Below are 18805 nucleotides of genomic sequence, written 5' to 3' on the forward strand. Positions count from 1 at the left end.
AAAACAGTCAGCTTTTTTTATGTTATCACTTCCTGCGGCTTGGTGGTCATGATGCGGTACAGTTCCGTGTCCTTCGGGAAATGGTCGATAAACGGCAGAATGACGTTGCCGTAGAACAGCAGCCCTTCGCCCTCGCCGGAATGGGTGACGTAGGAAAGCTGGTGCGGCGAAATACCGAGCTGCTTGGCGAGGATCTGACGGTCGCCGGACGCCTGGTTGAGCATATAGATGTAATCCGAGTTTTCAAAGATGTTCTCAATTTCCCGTGAAGAAAGAAGATCCTTGATGTTCTGCGTGATTCCGGTCGGAATGCCGCCCCATTTGCGGAACCGCTTCCAGATTTCCACGGAATAGGCGGCGGTCTGTTCCTCTTTTAAGAGCAAATGGAACTCGTCGATATAGTAGCGCGTGGATTTACCCACGGCACGGTTGACGGTGACGCGGTTCCAGACCTGATCCTGCACGATGAGCATCCCGATTTTTTTGAGCTGCTTTCCAAGCTCCCGGATGTCGTAGCTGACGACGCGGTTTCTCACGTTGACGGTGGTGCGGTGGTTGAACACGTTGAGGGAGCCGGTGACGTAGATTTCCAGCGCCGTGGCGATGTACTGCGCCTCCTTTTCGTCCTGCTTCCGCAGCTCGTTATACAAATCCTCCAGAATCGGCATATTTTCCGGGCGCGGGTCGCTGAGGTAATTCCGGTACACCAGCCTGACGCAGCGGTCGATCACCGTTTTTTCCACCGGCTGCAAGCCCTCTTTGCCGCCGACGATCAGCTCGCAGAGCGACAGGATGAAATCGGATTTGAGCGACAACGGATTTTCTTCCTCGGAATAGTTGAGGTTGATGTCCATGGGATTGATGTAATCGGTGGACGCGGGCGATATTTTGATGATCTGTCCGTGCAGGCGCTCGATTAGCGGGCCGTATTCGGCCTCTGGGTCGCAGACAATGATGTCGTCGTTTGTGACAAGGAACACGTTTACAATTTCGCGCTTGGCGGCGAAGGATTTGCCTGCGCCCGGTGTGCCGAGAATCAGACCGTTTGGGTTTTTCAAGAGCTTCCGATTCACCATGATGAGGTTGTTGGACAGGGCGTTCAGCCCGCAGTACAGCGCCTCGCGCCCAGTCTGGAACAGCTCCTGCGTGGTAAAGGGGATAAAAATGGCGGTACTCGAGGTGGTCAGGCCCCGCTGGATTTCCACTTGATTCAATCCAAGTGGCAGACTGCTCATCAGACCTTCTTCCTGCCGGAAGTCGAGACGGGTCAGCGCGCAGTTGTATTTCTGCGCGAGGGAGCTTGCCTGAAACACGTTGTTGTCCAGCCGCTGCCTGTTTTCGGCCACGTTGAGGACAAGAAAGGCCACGAGGAACATGCGCTCGTTGCGGGACTGCAAATCCTGCAAGAGCTTTTTCGCTTCTTCGCCGTAGGTAGCGAGGTCGGAGGGGATGATGTCCATGTCGTAGCCGGAACGGATGGCCTTTTTCTGCTCCTGAATTTTCATGGAATCCAAATCCGTGATTTTCCGCTTCACCGTCTTGATGGCGCTCACCTGGTCGATGGACTGGATGTGCATGGTGACGATGAGGCTGGATTCCATGTCGAGGAAATCGGCCAGCATCCGGTCATTCAGCTCCGGCGCGAGGATTTGCAGGAAGCTGACTGCGCCAACCTGACGCCCCATACCGAACATGCTGCCGCTTTTGAACTCGAAGGAAGACGGCGCGATGAAATCCTTGACGGAGAGGCCGGATGGGGCCAGCCAGTCCCATGAAAAGCGGAACGGTTCCGGCGCGTCCATACGGAAGATGTCGTGCAGCAGCCGCAGGCGGTCCGCGCCGTTCAGAGAAGCGGCTGTCACGCCGAGATGTTTGAAGTTGTTGAGAATGTCGATCTCGATACGCTCCAGCCGGGGTTTAGCCGCTTTCAGGCTGTCCGCTTCGATACCAAAAGTCAGATACTTGGTCTTGATCAGGCCGTTGTTACCTTTGGCAAGCTGATTCCGAAGCATCTCCGTGTACTCTGAGCGCAGGCTGTCGAAATCATCGCCCTGCGGCGGAATGGTAATGCTTTTCGCAAAGCTGTCCCGCGTCGCGGAGAGGTTCAGGAACGAGAGCTGAAATTTAATAGAGCTGTCGAAATAGTTGAGAAAATCGCACCAGCCCTCAAAAATGGCGGTCTTGTCCTCGTTCTGGTTGAGCTGATAGTTGATGTCCTGAAACTGAACGGTTTTCGTGTAATAGCTGTCGGTTACGCGGCAGATGCCGTCCGGGAACATCCGCTGAAACGGGATGCTGTCCTGCGCCGACTGCTTTTTCTTATCGGTCTGCCGCGCCTTTGCGACGGCGGCTTCGATCTGACGCCTCTCGGCGCGGGACAATGACCGCTTTATAGCCGGTTTTTGCTTTTTTACCGACAATCCGACGCACCTCCTTGTCTAATTTGCTTTGCCGCGTGAGCACGGCGTAATAATTGTTGGTCTGATAGGGCCGCTGCTTTGGCCGGATGAACAGAACACGGGCGATGTTGCGGACGATTTTTTCCAACGGCAGGCCGTTTTTCTCATAGACGGCCGTCAGGAAAAACGGCAGCATGACGAGTACCATGCAGAGAGAAGCGGCTCCGGCGCTGAACCCCGCAGGCCCCTTGAGCAAAAAGAAAAGCGGTACGCCTACAAGCGCGCCGCCGCTGAAACAGACAAGCTGCCGTTTTGTTAAATTGAACAGAACCTTCGTTTTCACTGCGGTCAGGTCCTTGGGAACGGGAACATAAGCCATTTATCGCGCCTCCTGTTCTTTTGTCGGGCGCGCGGCTTTCCCGGCAGTCTCGGCGGTATGATGAAGTTGTTCCAGAACGGACGGCTTTTCCTTCCGTTCGTAATCCCGGAGCGCGTCCTGCTTATCAAACACCTCGTCGAGCGCGAAGCTGAAATCGCTCAGATCCTCCGTGCGTTCCAGCCATTTGTCCGCGACAACCTGTAAAGGGTTCTCAAACAGGAGAAGATAGTCGATTTCCTCCGGTTCAAAACCGTGGCTTTCGGTCAGATAGTAATGGGCATCCTTAATCGCGGTGATCTCGCGGGAACCGTCAATCAGCTCTGCCTGATCGCTGGATTCCCACATTTTCCGAAAATCCTCAAGATTGGCGTCCAGCCGGTCAAAAAGCTCCTGTAATTTGTCCTGCATTAAAATATCACCTCCGTCAATGCGCGTTGAAAATAGATTTTGCGAGACTTCCGGTCTTAAAAAGCGTAAAGCACAGCAGCACCGTATAGCCCATACAAGTCCAGATTGCCTTGCTGATGTCCGTGCTCACGCTGATGCTTTTTACCAGAACGGCGTAAATCGCCACGCAGACGATGATGAGAAAGCCCTGAAATCCCAGCGCGAACAGGGAGCGCAGATAGTTCTGACCCATGCCGCCCGATTCCCGGTTCAGCATTGTCGCCATCGGGATCGGCGCAATGGAAGTGGCTAAATAAATCTCGATCATCCTGCCGTATACGATGATGAAAATGCAGATCGTGAGCGCCCACATGGTAAAGCCCACAAAAATGCTCTGGAACCACAGCCCGAACAGGGGGCCGAGGTCCATTGCCATGAGCCGCGTCTGAAGGTTCGCCGTAACGGAACTGATGTCGATGGACGTGTCGGAAACGATGATTCCCGCCGCGCTGTTGACCACGCTCTGCGCTACGTCGAATATGCCCATGACGATGTTCCATGTATTGGTCACAATGAGAATGGCGCAGGCCGTTTTGAAAATCCAACGGAAGAAAACGGCGCTTTCGATGTCGTGAAAATTGTTCTTGTCGGTGATGATCTGAATCAGCTCCAGCGTCATGACGAACGCGAGAATCAGGCCCGCGATGGGCATCATGACGTTTTCGGACAGGGTTCGGATCATATTGTAAATGCCGGTATTCCATGCCTGCGGCGTCGTTCCGACCTGAGAGGCAATCTGCCCGACCTGACTGTTTACGTTGTCGAACATGCCCGACAGGTTGTTCATGATGCCGCCGACGAGTATTTCTTTCAGCCATTCGGTAATCTGCTGTTTGATGAAATCCAAGTGGAATCACCTCCTTTTCCGCCGCCTGTTTCCACCATGAGGCGGTACGAACGGTAACTAACGCGCCTCATGGGACACGGACCGGGACCTTTCGGCGGCGGGGGCGGATTTTTGCTCCCGCGCGAGTTTTTCGCTGAGAGCGTGGATGCTCTGCTGAACGGAGGGCTTCCGCTGCGCCGATTGTTCCAGCGCGGTCAGACGGAGAAGAGCTTTCTCCACGCTCTTTTTCATGGAGGACAGGCAGGACAGCTCCGCTCTGAACGGAGCTTCCAAAGATTTCGCCAGCTTTCCCATAGGTTTTGCTTCGGCAGCAGCCTCGTTTCCCATCAGCGTCCGGCCCATATTCTTGATGTGCCGCCCGGCCTCATGGTACTCCGCGCTCACAGTTTCAATTTTATCCATCGCTGATCTGTCATCCCGAATGCTTTTATCCAACTCCGTGCGCATGGTTTCCAGCACGGGCCGCAATTTGAAAAAGCGGGTGATATTATCCAGCGCGGAAATTCCTTTTTCCCGAAAAGCATCCAAGATGTTTTTGCAGCCGTCGATCACGACCTGTTTTGTTGCATCCAGCCGGTCACGCACAGTTGTCACGCTTTTTTCCATAGCCGCGCCCGTATTTTGCAGAACGGCTTTTACGGGGCGGGTCTGTTTCTGTGACGCGCTGAGTTCCCGACGCAGCACGGCCAGCTCCGTGACCGCTGTGTCGAGCTGGCGTTCCATCGCGCTTACTTGATTAAAAACGGCAAGCAGGTCCTTCACGGCAGGCACACGGTTGGCTTCCATGACGGCTAAAAGCTCCTTGACATACTCGTTTTCCAGCAGCGGTGTGGCAGTGGTTGCCGTGTTTTCCATACGATCATCTCCTTTCCCGCGCCCCGTGAATGGGGGCGCGGAGTGTTTTTGCATTGACATCAGCCGAACAGGTTGGAAAGCAGCGGAACCAGCGTAATGCCGATCAGGGCCACGCCGCCGCCCGCCATGAGCTGTTTAATGCCTTGACTTTTCGCTCCTGGATTGTCGTTGCCGTAACCTTCCAGAAGGTTAATTGCGCCCCAAATGGCAAGGCCCGCGCCGAGGGCGATCACAAGGGTCTGGAGAACGCCGATTGCGGAATGAAAGAAACTCATAATACTACCTCCATTTTTTAAGTTGTATATATGAAAAAAGCCGCTATTCTGCGGTTTTCGGGTCCCCGGAGAGGTCAACGGAATATGTGTTGAACACATCGTCCGGTTTCGGTTTTAATTTGGTGGACAGGAATTTTTCGATAGGGAAAGCGTTGCGGTGGTCATAGTCAGACAGGTACTTGTAGTTCGGGTGCTTTGTGATGTCGTACTTGTCCGAAAGGAAAGGCCGGACGCCGCGAAGCTGGAGGATGCACTTGCCGCCGTCGAGGACAGACAGCTCATCGACCGAAGCTAGATCTTTCCCCAATTTTTGATAATTAAGGCTGTGGGATACCTCACGGCCCCGGCTTTCGCCGGTGTTGTAGGTGTCGATTGTCTCTTTCCCAAGCGATTCGGTCAGTTCTTTTAAGGTTGTGCGTTCCTTGCCGCCGAGGAAGATAGCGCTGTCGCAGTTGCCGATGATTGTGTCGGCGTTGTCTTTGTACAGTGCCTTTAACTGGCTCTGCGCCTGCAAAACAAGGCAGGCCGAGATTTCACGGCTGCGGATGGTGGCGATCAGCTTTTCAAACTTGGGAATTTGCCCGATGTTGGCAAATTCGTCAAGCAGGCATCGGACGTGGACAGGCAAGCGCCCGCCGTACACGTCATCGGCCTTTTCGCATAACAGGTTGAAAAGCTGCGTATAGGCCATTGAAACTAAAAAATTAAAGGTGTCATCAGTATCTGAGATAATGATGAACAGAGCGGTTTTCCGGTCGCCCAGCGTGTCCAGCTCCAACTCGTCGTAGGCTGTCAGATCACGAAGCTCCTGAATGTCGAAGGGAGCCATTCGTGCGCCGCAGGAAATAAGAATGCTTTTTGCTGTCTTGCCCGCCGCCAACTTATATTTCTTATACTGACGGACGGCGAAGTGGTTCGGATTTTCCTTCTCCAGCGCCTCGAACATGAGATCCACTGGATTTTTGAATTCCTCATCATCTTCTCGAACTTCCGAAGCGTTGATAAATTCGATTAGCGTGGCAAAATTCTGTTCCTCGACCGGGGCCTCATAATGAATGTAGCCGATGAGCGCCGTATAAAAGAGAGTCTCTGCTTTTTCCCAGAAGTCATCGCCGGATTTGCCGTTCCCCTTGGTGTTGGCGATCAGCGCCGTAACCAGCTTCAAGATGTCCTTTTCGGAATGAATGTACGCGAAGGGATTGTAGTGCATCGACTTCTTGAAGTTGATAGTGTTGAGAATTTTAATGCGGTAGCCCCTGCGCCGCAGGAGATTTCCGCATTCCACGACGATACTGCCTTTCGGGTCCGTAACGACGAAGCTCGTCGGATAGTCTTTGGAATCGCACTGCATCAGATTCGGTTTGATGAAAAACCGCGTCTTGCCGGAACCGGAACCGCCGACGACCAGCACGTTCTTGTTCCGGGACGTCTTGGGGTCTTTGGGTCGGCTGTTCATGGTGAGCCGTTCCGTCTGCGTGAGAATGACGTTGTTTTCAAATACCGGGTCGATGTACGGCTTGATGTCCTCGGCTTTGCCCCAGCGGGCCGAGCCGTACTCAACGTTCTTGCGGAACTTTTTGGCGTTCCGACCCTTGACGTAGACCGCCAGCCAGAGCGCGGCGGCGAGAAGGACGCCCACAGCCAAATCAGTCGGATAGAAGCTCGGCAGTGGGGAGGAAAACGCAGCGGTAAGGCCGTCCGTCAAGTGCAGGAGTTTCCCGGAAGCGTCCGCGCCTGCGGCCAGCCGCCACGCCTGTCCGAACTTGGTGGCGAACAGCGCGACGAATAGGTAAGGCAGATTCATCAGGAGCAGCTTTTTCGTTTTCTCACTCATCGCGCCCGCTCCTGTTCCTTATGTCTCACCCGGTCAACGGTATTCGCCTTGACCAGATCTTTGAACTGACGGAGCCGCGAGAGAACGGAGGGTTTTTTCGTCCGGTTCACCGTTTTTGCCGTGAACTCGGTGAAAGCGGCGGTAAGCGCATCCGCGTCCCGCGCCTTGAAAAAGACGAGATATTTGGGCGGCGATACGCTTCGGTCCTTCTTGACGGCGTAATCCACGCCATATTTCCGCGCCACGCGGTCAAAGAATTTGATGTTGCTGTCGGTAATTTCCAGATTGGACACGCCCGCGTTCTGCCCCACGAGCTGCTTCACCGTCTGCCTGCCGTGGGGGACTACGGGACCGGCGCGGGCCTTGGCGTTTTTCTTTTCCTTTCGATGGGCCAGATACTTGGCAATCGCCGCTTTGAGCGCCCGGCCCGTGAGTCTTGTGCCGCTGATGATGAGTGTCACGGAGCGGTTTTCGATTTCTTCCTGCAAACGAAACACCTCCTGTCATGGGAAAACCGCCTTCCGTTACCGTTCATCGTGGGAGGGCGGCTTTTTCTTTGCCGGGGCCGATTTCCGGTCATTTTTCTGTTCCTCGCTCTTTTTCACAAAAGGGGTGAGAACGGTTTCCTTGCTGTCCATATACATTTCCTCGGTTTTCTGCTGCGCCTGCTGGAGTTTTGAAATGGCGTCGGTTACGTCATTGAACAGCGAGTGGTACATTTTCTGATAGTCCGGCACGTTATCTCCGCTCCTTTTCCGCGTCTTTCTCCCGGCCCTGTCCCTTGACGGTGAGAATGCCGTCGAGCGTGGTGGCCGTGATATGCAACCGTTCCGCCGTGGCGATGTCGTTTTTCACGGTTTCGTCCACGTTCCTGCCGCAGACCACCAGCACATGGGCGCGGCGCAGAAAGTTGCAGGCAATGTCGATGCCGTCCTTGTGCTCCTGCGGAATGGCGTCGTTGAGGAAAAGCGGCAGGAACAGAACCGGGCAGATGGGCGAAAAGCCCGCGTCGTAAATTTTGCGGCAATACCCTGCCGCGTCCTCGGTGTTTTCGATTTCGTTTCCGCCCCACGGGGCGGTGATGTATGCGAGAGGTCGTTTCATGCAAAAATTTCTCCTTTCCGATTTTTTGTCGGGGATAAAAACAGCCCGCGCGGGACGTTTACCGTCCGGGCGGGCCGCTTCCGTACATGTCGTGATTGACCAGCGCCGAGTAATAGCTGCTGATGGTGGTGGGTGCCTGATACAGCGCGGTCAGAATGTAGCTTCGGATGTTGCGGACGTCGGTGGTGTTTTTGTCGAGACACTCAAGCACATATTCGATGTGGCTGTCGTCAAGCTTCAAGAGCCTGCTTTTCACCGTTTCGGCGGGCATATCCTCACCGGCGATCCGAATCTCCTTTTTCCGGCTGCACACGGTGTCGAGCAGGATGTTCACAATTTCATCCAGACGCCCCGGGTCGCATCTCTGCCGCAGGACGTCGTAGGAAATATTCTCCTTGATGATTTCACGGTAGGCATCCGCCGCATCCATCGAATCATCCGGTGCAACGGCCTCCGGTTTTCGGTCCGCCGGATTGGATTGATACGTATTTGCTCCATCCGTATTTGATTTTTTAGGAATATTAGTTCCCTTAGTATTTAATTGCGCGGGGTTTTCCGTATCCGGTTTTTCCATATCCGGGTTATCCAGATACGGCTTTTCCGTATCTGGTGAATCCGTATCTGGTGAATCCGTATCCGGTAAAGGCGTACCCGGTGGCTTGCGCGGCTGCTCATAGATGGTGTATTCGGTGTCCGTGATGCGTCCGTCTTTGCCGCGAAGCTGGCGGCGCTCCATATAGCCCGCGTTTTCAAGCTCCTTGAGCGCCTTTCCGATGGCGTCCACTCCCTCGCGGCAGATAGAGGCAAGTCCCCGCGTGGTGTAATCCCAATCGTCCGGAAGGGAGAGCATCATAGACAGCAGCCCTTTCGCTTTCAGGGACAAGGCCCTGTTTTTCAGGTGATGGTTGCTCATAACCGTGTAATCCCGCGTCCGTTCCACACGAAAAACCGCCATTTTGTATCACTCCCTTCCATACGGACGATTCAGTCCGCAATCGTAAAATTCAGTGTCAGCTCATGGGACACATTCGTCGCTTTTGCCCAAGCCAGACCGAATTTGGCGGTAAGCGTAAGATTCCCGGACGCTCCGTTCGCACCGAGCATCCCCAACGGGACTTCCGACGCGAGATCGCCCGTATAAACGGGAGTTGCCCTGTCAACCGCTGTCCAGCCTGAACCGGCTGTTTTGCTGATTCCCACGCCGAGCGCGATTCCGCTCCCGGTCTGCGCCGCCGTCAGGCTGTTCCAATCCGAATAGGCCGTGGGGGCGGCGTCACCGATGCCGGAGATTGCTTTCAGTTCCGTGACGGAAACCTTTATGGGAAAAGTGGAATGGTTGGTAATCAGAATGTCCGGCGCGGTGAACGGGGTACTGCTGTTCGGGTCAATGGAATAGCCAATACTGACCGGATGCGTCACGGAGACAAGTTCATCCGTATGGTAGTGCGCGACAGCCGAAATATTCCCGGCGTTGTCCACGGCGGCGATGTGAATGTAAAAGCTGCTGCCGGACGGGCGGGAGAAAGTATAACTGTTCGCTGTGGTCGCAATGCTCCCGTCCGGGACGGTATCCGGCTTATCGTCCACCACGATGGAATAACCTTTCATCCCTGTTTTTAGGGATGTCGATATAACCGGGGAATCATATTTCACGCCGTCGTTTTGCCCTGTGGCCTCCACATAGTATTGATAGCCGGTCGCATTGTCCTGCGAAGAATAGTTGACGGTATACTGCGTCCGGTCGGAATTGTGCGTGATGCTGGAAACCGCCGGTTCGTCCGGCGCATCCAAATCCTGCCCCTTGTGGTCGTTCCAGCTTGTGTCGGTCGTAATCTGCGCGAGGTAAAACAGGGTGTTTGCCGTAACGCGCTGTTCATCCGGCGTCGCCTCGCCGTTGGAATGGCCGGTCTGAATCATGGCGCAGTTTGACCAGCTTGTCAGATAAAAGGTGTTGGTGCCCTGCCCGCCGGAGCCGGTGGCCTCTGCGCTGTTGGGGTAAGTGTAGGGTTGCTGATAGGTCATCCACACATCCCCGAAAGCAAGCTGATTGGAATGGGACATCGGGACGTTCAAAACCGTGCCCACGTCCCCGATTTTCCACGGGTAGTTGGTGAGCAGGCCCTTCTTGGAAACCGTGATTTGTGAGCTTCCGAGAACGGTATAATGCGGGATGGTCTGAATATCGCAGTAATGGGCCAGCTTGAAGAAATTAGGCATGGAAATCGTATCATTGTCCACCATCGTGTCATGCCCGAACAGGACGCCGCGCCCGGTTTTGATAAAGGCATCGGTTTTACTCTCTGCCGCAGCGGACAAATCCTGACTGGCGAAAGCGTCCCACGCGCCGAAATACAGCACGTCGTATTTGTAGCTGCCGTCTGCGTTTTTCAGGTAAGCGTCCGGGTTCGCGTTGAAATCGGAAATCGACACGGTATCCACGGAAATGAGGCCCTTGCCGTAGCCCTTGGAATTGTACCCGTTCGGCGTTTCCATCCACATTTTCAGAGAAGCCGACTTCGGCAGAGTGTAGCTCTTTCCGTCCCATGTCGTAAAGGAAACGGTCAGATCGACAACGGGATAGATGTTCAGAACCTTCGCTTTGTCTTTGGCGGGGATGCTCTGGAATGTGGATTCATGCACGGACTTGGAATAGAGCATATAACTGTACGGCTGGCTTTTTTCGCTGTTCGTCCAGTTCAGTGCCACATAGTTCCCGGACGGGTTCGGCGTCGCGGTCAGCGTCAGAACCGACGTTGCGGAGGCCGCGAATGCGGGTGAAGTGCCAGACAGCAGAATTCCTGCGGTAAGCAGCGGCACGAGAAAAAGCCGCCTGAATGATTGCCTCAAATAGAAGCCCCCTTTCGCGTAGAAGGTTGGCCGGGAAAATCCCGGCCAATTCCCGCGCTTTTGTTTTTATGCAAGCTGGAACTGGAAAACAAGCTGATGGTTGGCTGTGTACGCCCCGTCGAACGCAAGACCATAGTCCGCCGTGAGGGACAGCGCGCCGGAAGTGTTCGGATTCAGCGTCCCGACCTGCAACGGCGAATCGTTTACCGCCCAATGGGTGGAAGTGCTGTACCCGCTGTTCCAGCCGGAATTGCCCTTCGCCGCAATGCCGAGCGCGATGTACTTTTTGGAATCCGCGAGGTTGAGCGAACGCCACGCTTTCGCGGAAGGGTCAACGTCGGTGAAGGTAAGCGTTCCGCCCGACGCGGCTTTCAGGGATTCCACCGTGGCGATCACCGCGACCTTGGTGTTGTTGGTCACGGTGATGTCGGGCGCGGTAAAAGTTTCGGCGTCCGGGCTGATGGCGTAGGCCACGTTGATCGGGTGGGTGACGGAGATGGTCAGCGGCGAGATGGAGCCGTTGATCGTCACATTCCCCGTAACGCTGCCCGTGCCGGTGTCGGTCTTGTCGGCGGCGAACGCCGGGACTGCCGCCGTCACGCCGAGCACGGCAAAGGTAACGATGCCCGCGAGAATTCTTCTGAGTTTGCTTTTCATTGAGAAGCCTCCTTGTGAATTTTTATATCAACCGGACTGTCCGGCTGATTACGAAACGGAAAGACGGATTTTGTAGTCGGCCATTCCGAGGTAAGCCTTGGTATCCTTGTTGTAATACCGGATCGTCGCCGTCACGCTGTAATTCCCGGATGAAACCGGTTGGGAAAGAGTGAGGCCGTCGATGTGCTGCCCCGGATAGATCGGCGCGGATTTCGCCACGGTTTCGCCGTCCAGCGTGATTTCACACTGCATAATGACGGTATTGGAAGCGGGATTCTCCACTTCCCATGTGCCAGTGCTGCCCTTCGCCCCACTGGGAAAAGAAGCCTGCGCGCTTACCTTGTCGGTGACGGTAACTTCCTGCTTTTGAAGCCGGGACAGGATTTCCTGCCGTGACGGGGCACTGCTGCTTCCCGGCTCCGCGCTCCCGGTATCGTCCAGAGACGGAACTGACGACGAGGGGACGGAGCTGGACGGCGGCGGGTTCGGGCAGGGATGCTGATTTCCGCAACTCCTCAACAGGAGAAGCAGGAGAAGCAGCAACAGCAGAAGAATCGCAAGGATGTACGGCCATTTGCGTTTTCGCTTTTCATCCTCCTTCCCGCGCCTGTTCTCATTGATTTTTTCAGTTGTCATGCGGTTTCCTCCTTAATCAAGACATGAAAAAAGGCGTCCCTTTCGGAACGCCTGAAACGACGGTTATTACCTTTCCTGATCTCGCTGCCGTTTTTTCTGCCATCCGTCCAGCAGCCGGATGATGACCTGCTCCATTTGCTGCGGGGTATACGATTTTGGGAAATATTTTTGGAGTTTATCCGCCTTGATGGTCAGGTCGTTTTTCTCCGGTTTCTTTTCCTCCGACATGATGGCCAGCATACTGTCCTCGTTGAGATGGCCCTCCTGACTGAAATTTTTCAACCGTTGGGCCTGAGAAAGCGAGGGGGTGGCCTGTTCGCTTTCGATGGTGTCGAGCAAAAGCGTCTGTTCCTCCGGTTTCAGGTACGACAGCTCCACAGCGGGGGTCATGGCGATTTTTTTATCGTCCACCATCTGCTGAAGCTGCGGCGTCAGCTCGTTCAACCGGATAAAACGCTGCACCTGTCTGCCGCTTTCACCGGCTTCTTTCCCCACAAGTTCAGCACTTTCCAAAGTTTCCAACTTCCCGACAACTTGTCGGGAAGTTAAATCCGTTCTCGCACCTTGCCGCTTTATGGCATCCAGCTTCATTTTGTATGCTTTGGCCCGTTCGCTCGGAAGGATGTTTTCACGCTGGATATTGCTGTCAACCATGATGATGGTCGCGGCGTCATCGTCCAGATCGCGAACAATCACCGGCATGGTGGGAAGCCCCGCCAGCTCGCAGGCGTGTTTGCGCCGGTGACCGGAAATAAGCTCATAGCCGCCGTCCGTGCGGGGGCGAACAATAGCGGGAACCAGTACGCCGTATTCCTTGATGCTCTCCACGGTTTCTTTCATGGAATCATCGTCCCGCACCTGAAACGGATGGTCGGGGAACGGGTGCAGCTCCGAAAGCGGCATATCCATGACCTTTTCCCGCTTGGCGTCCTCACGGGTTTCTTCCGTAGAAAAAATATCATCGTAGCTGTTCAGACTTATGTTTTTGACGCTGCTTTTCAATCTTCAACACCTCCTTTGTCAGCTCCCGGTATGCCTCGGCAACCTTTCCCTTCGGGTCGTGGGCAAAAATGCTCCTGCCCTCCGCGCTGATTTCGGCGGCGCGGACGGAATGGGGAATCTCCACGTCAAATACCTTCAGCTTTGAACCGTAGGTATCCCGCAGCAGAGAGCTGATTTCTTTGGAATAGTTGGTACGGCTGTCCACCATCGTCAGCAGAATGCCGTCGATTTTGAGCTTCGGATTGATTTGCCGACGTACCTTATTAACCGTTTGCAAGAGCTGTTCGAGGCCCTTGGCCGGTAGATACTGCGCCTGAACGGGAATGAGTACGCTGTCGGATGCGGCCAGCGCGTTGACGGTCAACATCCCCAGCGTTGGGGGACAATCCAGAAGCACATAGTCGTATTGGCGCTTCACGCCGTCCAGATATTGCTTCAGAACCTTTTCGCGGCTCATTGCGTTGACGAGCGAAACCTCCATGCCGGAAAGTTCGATGTTGGCGGGCATGAGGTCAACGCCTTCATCATGGTGCAGAAGTCCCTCCCTTGGGTCTATGGCTTCATCCGTCAGCACCTTGCCCATCACCGTTGCCAGCGTCACGGGCAGTTGGTCAGGCTGTGGATTACCCAAACTGATGGTGAGAGAACCCTGCGGGTCGCAATCTGTTAAAAGGACTTTTTTACCCGCCATTGCCAGTCCAATGCCGAGATTAGCGCAAGTTGTGGTCTTTCCAGTTCCTCCCTTTTGATTACAGCATGAAATTACATTGGTCATGTGATTTTTCACCTCCCGAAACAGAAAAAGGACGCTCCCTTTCACGGAACGCCCTTAAAATATGATGAAGTTATTCAATTTTTAGGGGTAAATACTGCTTCTTAACTGCCCGTAAACCCTTGGTATTACTGACTTTTTTGAACAAATGCCGTAAGAACACTCGCACCATCAAAAGACCGACGATTTTGAATCGCCGGTCTTTTATTTTGCCTGTATTTATGCGGGTTCGCGAACTGCAAATCCTATAAGGCTACTCGAAGTTGAGATGCGCGTGGAAGGACTTACGTATTTGACATAAAACGATTGTGAAATTGGCAGTGAAGGTACAAATTCGCTCTATTCGCGCTGCTTCTTCGATAAAGTCATAACAGCGAAAAGGCCTATTGCTATAAATGCGCAGGTAATGGCTACAATTGCAGATGAAGGATTATTTTGTGCGGAAGAAGGCAGTTTCAGATAATGTCTGACAAAACGTTGTATGGCCAGATTGTCCAAAACACCAAACAGGATCATTGCCAAAGCGATCTTGTTTGCTAACCTCATTTTGACGAAAAGGAGCAATAATACAAATGCCCATAGGCTGGCCAACGATAGGATTATAATCGGTAGTGCGAACGGAATCACCCAGTTTTTTGCCGATCCTAAATATTCAATCACCAGCAGAAACGGAACAATTGTGACGCTAAGGCCAGCCATCGAAAAAAGGCTGCGATACTTCTTGAATTTCAACAATGGCGCTGTAACCAGCCAAGCAAGCACTGCGCTTCCAAATACATAAAGTGACCAGTCAAATTTTGCGGATAAAATATAGTTGCAAAGGCCGCACACGAATACTCCAATAAAAAGAGCTCCCGACAAGGACACGAATGCGATCTCTTGTGCCCGGGATACCTTCTGCCCTTGTAATTGTTTCATATATTCGACCGTACTTGAAACGATGGCATCCGGCTGGGGGGGCTCCTGTATGTTGCTTTGAGCACGAGAAGGCTCTGTATACTCACCCAGCATAATCTCGCTGGATGACACGCCCAGCAATTCCGCTAAAAGAGGAATTGTTGTAATTTCAGGATACCCAATTTCCCCTTTCCCATTTTGAGACTGCTTTGTCCGTTACATTTAACTTTAACGCAAGCTCTTTTTGCGTCATACGCATTGCCTTTCGTCGTTCGGCGATAAAGGCACCTGTTTTTCTGATTTCCACGATTACACCATCCCTCAGTTATTGTAACTGTAGTATAGCATAATGCCGTAATATTACCTACCGACGCTTTGGTCATGTCTCTAAATGAGGTAAACGAAATGTAGAATATGCCCTGAAACGGCTGGTGACAAAAGAGTAAAAGGGCGCTCCGTTCTCACGAAACGCCCTTCAAATGCGGCCAATCTCTTCAATTTTTTACATAAATACTGCTCTCCGACTGCCCGCGAAGCCTTGATTATATGCGTGTTAAACGGTTTTTGTGACAAGCATCTATGTTTTTGAAAATAAAACCGCGTAGATACGTCAATCCGATTATGCACCAGTAAACAGACTTGCTTTTGTATTTATGAATTTAAGCATGTGCTTTGGCAGGATTTTTAGCAGGTTTAATTTCAGATTTCTCTTCCATCTTATCATTATAGCCCCAGAAATACGCAACAAGGAATCCGATAATCAGGGAAGCGCAACTTGCAAAGATGAACCCCCAGAAACTTGCATCAATTCCCGTTTTAGGATTGATAAAGGAGGGGAAGCCAATCAACGAGCCGGCGAATCCCCACATGTTCACATGAAGCAATCCCGTGATAAAACCACCGACGGCACTGCCAATTAAACCGGAAACAAATACGCGGCGATACCTAAGATTTACACCGTAAATTGCAGGCTCTGTGATACCGCAAAACGCCGAGATAACAGCGCCCCATGACAATGTTTTGAGATCGGTCTTTCTGGTTTTGATGGCAACAGCCAACACTGCCGCGCCCTGAGAGACCATTGTTTGGCAAAGAATTGCATTTAAATAACTATGGCCTTTGGTCGCGATGTCATTTGCAACTAAAGGAACAACGCCCCAATGCAAACCGAAGATGACCAGAATCTGATAAAATCCTCCCAAGATCAACCCGGAAATCCATCCGCTCTTTTGCAGACAAAACGCAATTCCTGTAGCCAATCCATCTGCGAACCAAGTAATAACAGGGCCTGTAATTAACAAGGTAATCGTACTTACAACCAGGATTACAATCAATGGATTGAAAATCATCTGTAAATAGGCCGGAAGCCATTTCTTCAACACCTTGCCCAGTTTGGCAGCCATCCAAGCAGCCAAGATCATGGGGAAAATAGAGTATGCATAACTGACAAATGGGAAATGCACCGCACCGATTGTTAAAATACTCAGCCCTTTTCCCGCAGCGGCCAAAATACTTGGATAAGCGATCGCGCCTCCGATAACAGCTGTTACAATGGGATTGGCTCCCAGCTTTTTACCCGCCGTGTAGCCGATAAGGATGGGTAGAAAATAAAAGCTGGCATCACCCATAGCACTTAGCAGCATATACGCACTGCTGGTCTGTGACATCCAATGGAAGCCGGTAAACATGGCCAGTAGGCCTTTTAATATACCGGATGCTGCCAAAATACCAACGATTGGAGAAACAGAACCTGTGATGACACCGATAAATTCGTTAAACTTGTTTTTGACCAGCGCCCCTGGGGTCTGATCTACACTGGCCTGCTCGGAATCTGTCTCCACAACACTGCTGTCATCAGTATCCCCGAATCCTGCCCCCAGTTGGGCAATAACTGCCTCATAAACATCTGTGACTGCATTACCAATCACTATCTGATATTGTCCTCCTGATTTTATCACATTGATAACACCATTCAGACTTTTTACTTTTTCCGTATCCGCTTTTGATTCGTCCTTTAGATAAAACCGCAAACGAGTGATACAATGGATTAAGCTATTAATATTCTCTTTTCCGCCTACATTTGCGATGATATCCGCAGCTAAAGGGGCATAATCTTTTTGCTTTGCCATATAAATTCCCTCTTTCCCGTCAGAAGCATTGCTTACTTTATATAAACCGTCTTTTAAACGGATATTCGTACGAGCAAGTTTATTTGCTTGTCAGCAAATATGCGATGGACTCATAGGGTTGCAACAATAGCTGTCGGCTTAATGGGTGGGGTTGTGTGTTGGATATTAGTATTTCACTTTGTTCGTTTAAATAGGACGATGGAATATCCACTGTGGTGTCATGTTTGAAGAAATTATTGATAACCAGCAATTTTTGATTTTCATATGTTCGGATGTAGGCAAAAACATGGGGATGCGCCATTAAAAAGCTATTGTATCCTCCAACCGAGATGATCGGCATCGTTTTTCTGAGCCGAATCAGTTTCTGATAATATTGAAAGATGCTGCCTTCTTTTAACTCCTTTTCCACATTAATATCATCATGATTCGTGGGTGCCAACCAAGGACGGTGCGTTGAGAATCCCGCGTGTGAAGCGGCTGACCATTGCATAGGGGTGCGGCTGTTATCGCGGGCTTTCGCGTGAACAATCTCAAATGCCTCTTGTTCGCTCAAACCGCTGTCAATCAGCATATGATACGCATTGATCGCCTCAATGTCGTCATACTGGCTAATGCTGTGATAATCGGGGTCTGTCATTCCGATTTCCTCCCCCATATAAATAAAGGGGGTGCCACGCAGCAGATGGATGGTCGTAGCAAGCATCTTCGCAGACCGTACGCGATATGCATGGGCATCGGCAAACCGATTGATTGCTCTGGGCTGGTCGTGGTTATTCCAGAACAATGCGTTCCAGCCGTTGCCCTTGGCCATCCCATCCTGCCAGTCATCCAGGATTTGTTTCAGTTTCTTGAAATCGAAATGGGCTTTGGTCCACTTTTCACCATTCATATAGTCCACTTTTAAATGATGGAAGTTGAATACCATTGTCAGCTCATGACTCTCGGGATTGGTATATCCGATGCTATTTTCGATAGTGGTCGAGGACATTTCCCCAACCGTGATGGAGTCCGTTATTTTCCCAAACGTGTTTTGGTTCATCTCTTTTAAGTAATCATGGACAATGGGTTTATCCGTGTATAAATATTTGCTGTCTTGCCCTGGCTGCGCATCCTCTAATTTCTCGTCTTTTCCAATGACGTTAAAGACGTCAAAACGGAATCCCTTCACGCCCTTTGCAATCCAGAAATTCAGAACATCATACAATTCTTTGCGGACCTTCGGATTGCGCCAATTTAAATCGGCCTGACTTTTGTCATATAAGTGTAGATAATACTGATCTGTATCACCAAACTTTTCCCATGCGGAACCTCCAAATTTGGACACCCAATTGGTGGGGGGCTTTCCGATATGATCCGATTTTCGGATTATATAATAGTTTTGATACTCGGTGTTCCCTTTTAGGGCCTCTTGGAACCACTTGTGCTGTGTGGATGTATGGTTAAAAACCATATCAAGCATCACATCAATATGATTATCTTTTAATTTCCGCACCATCTCATCAAAGTCTTCCATCGTTCCAAGCCTAGGATCAATCGCTCTATAATCGGCAATGTCATATCCATTGTCCTTTTGAGGCGAAACGAAAAAAGGGTTAAACCAGATCATGTCTACATTTAATGTTTTGATATAGGGGATTTTTTCAATAATACCCCGCAGATCCCCGATTCCATCATCATTACTGTCATAAAAGGATTTGGGGTAAATTTGGTAGATAACTTTATTAG

At 51.7% G+C, this 18805-nt stretch carries 20 protein-coding genes; all 20 read right to left on the reverse strand.

Features of this window, described 5'->3' with window-relative positions; all coding sequences use genetic code 11:
• Nucleotides 1–17 precede the first annotated feature (17 nt).
• Entirely contained in the window at nucleotides 18–2420 is a 2403-nt protein-coding gene (locus tag ABF463_RS04200) for a VirB4-like conjugal transfer ATPase, CD1110 family (protein WP_415532300.1), read from the reverse strand.
• Nucleotides 2320–2778 (reverse strand): PrgI family protein, encoded by a 459-nt coding sequence (locus ABF463_RS04205; protein ID WP_415532301.1) that lies wholly within the window; start codon nucleotides 2776–2778, stop codon nucleotides 2320–2322. The genes ABF463_RS04200 and ABF463_RS04205 overlap by 101 nt, the downstream gene beginning before the upstream one ends.
• Nucleotides 2779–3186 (reverse strand): hypothetical protein, encoded by a 408-nt coding sequence (locus ABF463_RS04210; RefSeq protein ID WP_415532303.1) that lies wholly within the window; start codon nucleotides 3184–3186, stop codon nucleotides 2779–2781. It lies immediately after the preceding gene.
• Nucleotides 3187–3202: 16 nt separating this feature from the next.
• Nucleotides 3203–4012, reverse strand: a complete 810-nt coding sequence (locus tag ABF463_RS04215) for a VirB6/TrbL-like conjugal transfer protein, CD1112 family (RefSeq protein WP_415532321.1) — start codon at nucleotides 4010–4012, stop codon at nucleotides 3203–3205.
• 117 nt (nucleotides 4013–4129) lie between these two features.
• Nucleotides 4130–4927 (reverse strand): DUF6674 family protein, encoded by a 798-nt coding sequence (locus ABF463_RS04220; protein ID WP_415532304.1) that lies wholly within the window; start codon nucleotides 4925–4927, stop codon nucleotides 4130–4132.
• Between the two features lie 59 nt (nucleotides 4928–4986).
• A complete protein-coding gene (locus ABF463_RS04225; RefSeq protein ID WP_013485766.1) occupies nucleotides 4987–5202 on the reverse strand; it encodes a Maff2 family mobile element protein in 216 nt (71 codons plus the stop codon).
• A 43-nt stretch (nucleotides 5203–5245) separates the two neighbouring features.
• On the reverse strand, nucleotides 5246–7036 hold the full coding sequence (locus tag ABF463_RS04230; protein WP_415532305.1) for a VirD4-like conjugal transfer protein, CD1115 family: 1791 nt from the start codon (nucleotides 7034–7036) through the stop codon (nucleotides 5246–5248).
• On the reverse strand, nucleotides 7033–7524 hold the full coding sequence (locus ABF463_RS04235; RefSeq protein ID WP_415532306.1) for a PcfB family protein: 492 nt from the start codon (nucleotides 7522–7524) through the stop codon (nucleotides 7033–7035). Before ABF463_RS04235 ends, ABF463_RS04230 begins: the two co-directional genes overlap by 4 nt.
• A 36-nt stretch (nucleotides 7525–7560) precedes the next feature.
• Complete coding sequence (locus ABF463_RS04240; protein ID WP_415532307.1) at nucleotides 7561–7773, reverse strand: hypothetical protein; 213 nt, start codon at nucleotides 7771–7773, stop codon at nucleotides 7561–7563.
• 1 nt (nucleotide 7774) lies between these two features.
• Complete coding sequence (locus ABF463_RS04245) at nucleotides 7775–8140, reverse strand: hypothetical protein (protein ID WP_415532308.1); 366 nt, start codon at nucleotides 8138–8140, stop codon at nucleotides 7775–7777.
• Nucleotides 8141–8198: 58 nt separating this feature from the next.
• Nucleotides 8199–9095 (reverse strand): DUF6017 domain-containing protein, encoded by an 897-nt coding sequence (locus ABF463_RS04250; RefSeq protein ID WP_415532309.1) that lies wholly within the window; start codon nucleotides 9093–9095, stop codon nucleotides 8199–8201.
• Nucleotides 9096–9124: 29 nt separating this feature from the next.
• Nucleotides 9125–10957, reverse strand: coding sequence for a DUF5057 domain-containing protein (locus tag ABF463_RS04255; protein ID WP_415532310.1), 1833 nt, complete (start codon nucleotides 10955–10957; stop codon nucleotides 9125–9127).
• 96 nt (nucleotides 10958–11053) lie between these two features.
• Nucleotides 11054–11644, reverse strand: coding sequence for a hypothetical protein (locus tag ABF463_RS04260; RefSeq protein WP_415532311.1), 591 nt, complete (start codon nucleotides 11642–11644; stop codon nucleotides 11054–11056).
• 48 nt (nucleotides 11645–11692) lie between these two features.
• Nucleotides 11693–12280 carry a hypothetical protein gene (locus tag ABF463_RS04265; RefSeq protein WP_415532312.1) on the reverse strand — a complete coding sequence of 196 codons (588 nt, stop codon included), beginning with the start codon at nucleotides 12278–12280 and terminating at the stop codon, nucleotides 11693–11695.
• 66 nt (nucleotides 12281–12346) lie between these two features.
• The gene (locus ABF463_RS04270) at nucleotides 12347–13282 is read right to left on the reverse strand and encodes a ParB/RepB/Spo0J family partition protein (RefSeq protein WP_415532313.1); all 936 of its coding nucleotides are present in this window, start codon (nucleotides 13280–13282) and stop codon (nucleotides 12347–12349) included.
• Nucleotides 13239–14057 (reverse strand): ParA family protein, encoded by an 819-nt coding sequence (locus ABF463_RS04275; RefSeq protein WP_415532315.1) that lies wholly within the window; start codon nucleotides 14055–14057, stop codon nucleotides 13239–13241. Before ABF463_RS04275 ends, ABF463_RS04270 begins: the two co-directional genes overlap by 44 nt.
• A gap of 336 nt (nucleotides 14058–14393) precedes the next feature.
• Nucleotides 14394–15083: a DUF6320 domain-containing protein gene (locus ABF463_RS04280; RefSeq protein WP_415532317.1), complete on the reverse strand. Its 690-nt coding sequence runs from the start codon at nucleotides 15081–15083 to the stop codon at nucleotides 14394–14396.
• A gap of 37 nt (nucleotides 15084–15120) precedes the next feature.
• Nucleotides 15121–15258, reverse strand: a complete 138-nt coding sequence (locus ABF463_RS04285; protein WP_415532319.1) for a helix-turn-helix domain-containing protein — start codon at nucleotides 15256–15258, stop codon at nucleotides 15121–15123.
• A gap of 352 nt (nucleotides 15259–15610) precedes the next feature.
• On the reverse strand, nucleotides 15611–17080 hold the full coding sequence (locus ABF463_RS04290) for a PTS transporter subunit EIIC (protein WP_415532320.1): 1470 nt from the start codon (nucleotides 17078–17080) through the stop codon (nucleotides 15611–15613).
• Between the two features lie 79 nt (nucleotides 17081–17159).
• Nucleotides 17160–18794, reverse strand: a complete 1635-nt coding sequence (gene treC / locus ABF463_RS04295; RefSeq protein ID WP_415532322.1) for an alpha,alpha-phosphotrehalase — start codon at nucleotides 18792–18794, stop codon at nucleotides 17160–17162.
• Between the last annotated feature and the right edge of the window lie 11 nt (nucleotides 18795–18805).

Origin of the sequence: Ethanoligenens sp., assembly GCF_047718355.1 — a bacterium.
GTDB lineage: Bacteria > Bacillota > Clostridia > Oscillospirales > Ethanoligenentaceae > Ethanoligenens.

What these genes read in the sequence shown, in the direction of transcription:
- ABF463_RS04290 (WP_415532320.1), bottom strand. Translation starts at nt 17,080, where the DNA reads ATGGCAAAGCAAAAAGATTATGCCCCTTTAGCTGCGGATATCATCGCA.
- ABF463_RS04245 (WP_415532308.1), bottom strand. Translation starts at nt 8,140, where the DNA reads ATGAAACGACCTCTCGCATACATCACCGCCCCGTGGGGCGGAAACGAA.
- ABF463_RS04260 (WP_415532311.1), bottom strand. Translation starts at nt 11,644, where the DNA reads ATGAAAAGCAAACTCAGAAGAATTCTCGCGGGCATCGTTACCTTTGCC.
- ABF463_RS04265 (WP_415532312.1), bottom strand. Translation starts at nt 12,280, where the DNA reads ATGACAACTGAAAAAATCAATGAGAACAGGCGCGGGAAGGAGGATGAA.
- ABF463_RS04230 (WP_415532305.1), bottom strand. Translation starts at nt 7,036, where the DNA reads ATGAGTGAGAAAACGAAAAAGCTGCTCCTGATGAATCTGCCTTACCTA.
- ABF463_RS04250 (WP_415532309.1), bottom strand. Translation starts at nt 9,095, where the DNA reads ATGGCGGTTTTTCGTGTGGAACGGACGCGGGATTACACGGTTATGAGC.
- ABF463_RS04220 (WP_415532304.1), bottom strand. Translation starts at nt 4,927, where the DNA reads ATGGAAAACACGGCAACCACTGCCACACCGCTGCTGGAAAACGAGTAT.
- ABF463_RS04275 (WP_415532315.1), bottom strand. Translation starts at nt 14,057, where the DNA reads ATGACCAATGTAATTTCATGCTGTAATCAAAAGGGAGGAACTGGAAAG.
- ABF463_RS04225 (WP_013485766.1), bottom strand. Translation starts at nt 5,202, where the DNA reads ATGAGTTTCTTTCATTCCGCAATCGGCGTTCTCCAGACCCTTGTGATC.
- ABF463_RS04210 (WP_415532303.1), bottom strand. Translation starts at nt 3,186, where the DNA reads ATGCAGGACAAATTACAGGAGCTTTTTGACCGGCTGGACGCCAATCTT.
- ABF463_RS04215 (WP_415532321.1), bottom strand. Translation starts at nt 4,012, where the DNA reads ATGAACAACCTGTCGGGCATGTTCGACAACGTAAACAGTCAGGTCGGG.
- ABF463_RS04205 (WP_415532301.1), bottom strand. Translation starts at nt 2,778, where the DNA reads ATGGCTTATGTTCCCGTTCCCAAGGACCTGACCGCAGTGAAAACGAAG.